Origin of the sequence: Phenylobacterium sp., assembly GCF_030654915.1 — a bacterium.
Lineage (GTDB): Bacteria > Pseudomonadota > Alphaproteobacteria > Caulobacterales > Caulobacteraceae > Phenylobacterium.
Map to the genome: position 1 here is coordinate 1 of NZ_JAURWM010000374.1, position 1,696 is coordinate 1,696.

2 protein-coding genes and 1 pseudogene are annotated in these 1,696 nt (G+C 65.3%); 2 read left to right on the top strand and 1 reads right to left on the bottom strand.

The window, feature by feature from the left end:
• Positions 1-594: pseudogene (locus Q7T84_RS19235) on the bottom strand (Bax inhibitor-1/YccA family protein); the annotation flags it as partial.
• A 128-nt stretch (positions 595-722) separates the two neighbouring features.
• On the opposite strand from Q7T84_RS19235, the gene thpR reads away from it, so the two are divergent.
• Both thpR and Q7T84_RS19245 read left to right on the top strand, forming a co-directional pair.
• The gene (gene thpR, locus Q7T84_RS19240) at positions 723-1,259 is read left to right on the top strand and encodes an RNA 2',3'-cyclic phosphodiesterase (RefSeq protein WP_304812213.1); all 537 of its coding nucleotides are present in this window, start codon (positions 723-725) and stop codon (positions 1,257-1,259) included.
• A 107-nt stretch (positions 1,260-1,366) separates the two neighbouring features.
• Positions 1,367-1,696: 2'-5' RNA ligase family protein (locus Q7T84_RS19245; protein ID WP_304812216.1), on the top strand; the 330-nt coding region annotated here is incomplete at its 3' end.

Genomic DNA, 1,696 nt, shown 5'->3' on the forward strand with positions numbered 1-1,696 from the left:
GATCAGGCCCGCGAAGATCAGCACGCCGACAACGCTGATGATGAAGCCCATGGCCCCGTTGTTCAGGAACATGTTGACGTTGCTGGCCACCACCAGGCCGATCAGGCCGACGATCAGGAAGCTGCCGAAGGCGGGCAGGTCCTACTTGGTCGTGTAGCCGATCAGCGACAGACCGCCGAAGGCCGCCTCGGTGATCAGGAAGGTCGAGAAGATCGACGCGCCCGTATAGACGAGGGTCAGGACGCCGAGGCCGGCGCCGATCAGGCTGACGATCGTCCAGTAGAAGATATTGGCCGTGCGCGGGTTGGGATTGCGCATGGCGAACATGCCGACCAGCATCACGCCCAGCGGCGCGAAGGCCACGACCGTGCCGAGCAGCGAGTAGCCGATTTTGCCGTTAGCGCCGGCGGTGAACATCAGGTCGCGCACAGGCGGGAAAGTGCCGGTCAGGAACGCCAGGGCGGCCGAAAGCAGAAGTCCCAGCGCCACCTTGTTGTAGACGCCGAGCATGAAGCTGCGGAGCCCCGCGTCCACCGACATGTCGGCGCGATCTGCGGGGACCGTGCGCGCGTAGCCGCGGTTGAAGTCGCTCATCAGAGTCATGGCCCTTTTTCGAAACGTCCCGAGCGGACGCATTGTCGAATATCGGTGGCCGGGGGCTCGCGCGCAAGGCTTGCTGTATTACGATTGCGTCAGATCATCAGCACCTTAGGTAGTTTCCCATGATCCGACTGTTCACCGCCATCGCTGTTCCAGAGGACATCGGGGAGGAACTCATCGCCCGTCAGGATCGCTTGCCGGGTGCGCGTTGGCGTCCTCGGGAGGCCCTTCACATCACCCTGAAGTTCGTCGGCGAGGTGGCCGAGAACGTCGCCGCCGACCTCGACGCCGAGCTCACCACCCTTGGTGGCGGTCCGCTGGAGCTTCAGCTGCACGGCGCCGGCGCGTTCGGGGAGGGGGTCGATATCCATGCGGTCTGGGCCGGGGTCGCCGAGAACGAGGGGCTGAACCATCTGGCGCGTGGGTGTGAGATCGCGGCGCGCCGAGCCGGGCTCAAGCCCGAGACGCGAACCTACAAGCCGCATGGCACCCTGGCCTATCTGCGCCGCCCCAATCCGGCTGACGTCGCCATCTGGATCCAGGAGAACAACCTGCTGCGCAGCACGCCCTTCCGGGCCACCAGCTTTGGTCTCTATTCCAGTTGGCGCTCGGATGCCGGCTCCTGGTACCGGCTGGAGCGGGAATATCCGCTGATCTGAGGCGCTGGGACCAATCGATATTCGGTGTTTTCGCGCCGAACCCGCTCATCCCGGCGAAGGCCGGGCCTCAGACGAAGCCCCGGTGCTCGAACGCAAACCCAGATTTCGTGCTCTACGATCTGGGTCCGGGCCTTCGCCAGGAGGAGCGGGGAAAAGGCGGCGCGTTCGGGGAGGGGGTCGATATCCATGCGGTCTGGGCCGGGGTCGACGAGAACGAAGGCTTAAATCACCTGGCCCGGGGCTGCGAGATCGCCGCCCGCCGGGCCGGGCTGCCGCCTGAAGTCCGAACCTACAAGCCCCATGTCACCCTGGCCTATCTGCGCCGCCCCAATCCGGCCGACGTCGCCATCTGGATCCAGGAGAACAACCTGCTGCGCAGCACGCCCTTCCGGGCCACCAGCTTTGGTCTCTATTCCAGTTGGCGCTCGGATGCCGGC

Coding starts and splice junctions, on each gene's coding strand:
- thpR (WP_304812213.1), top strand. CDS start 723: ATGATCCGACTGTTCACCGCCATCGCTGTTCCAGAGGACATCGGGGAG.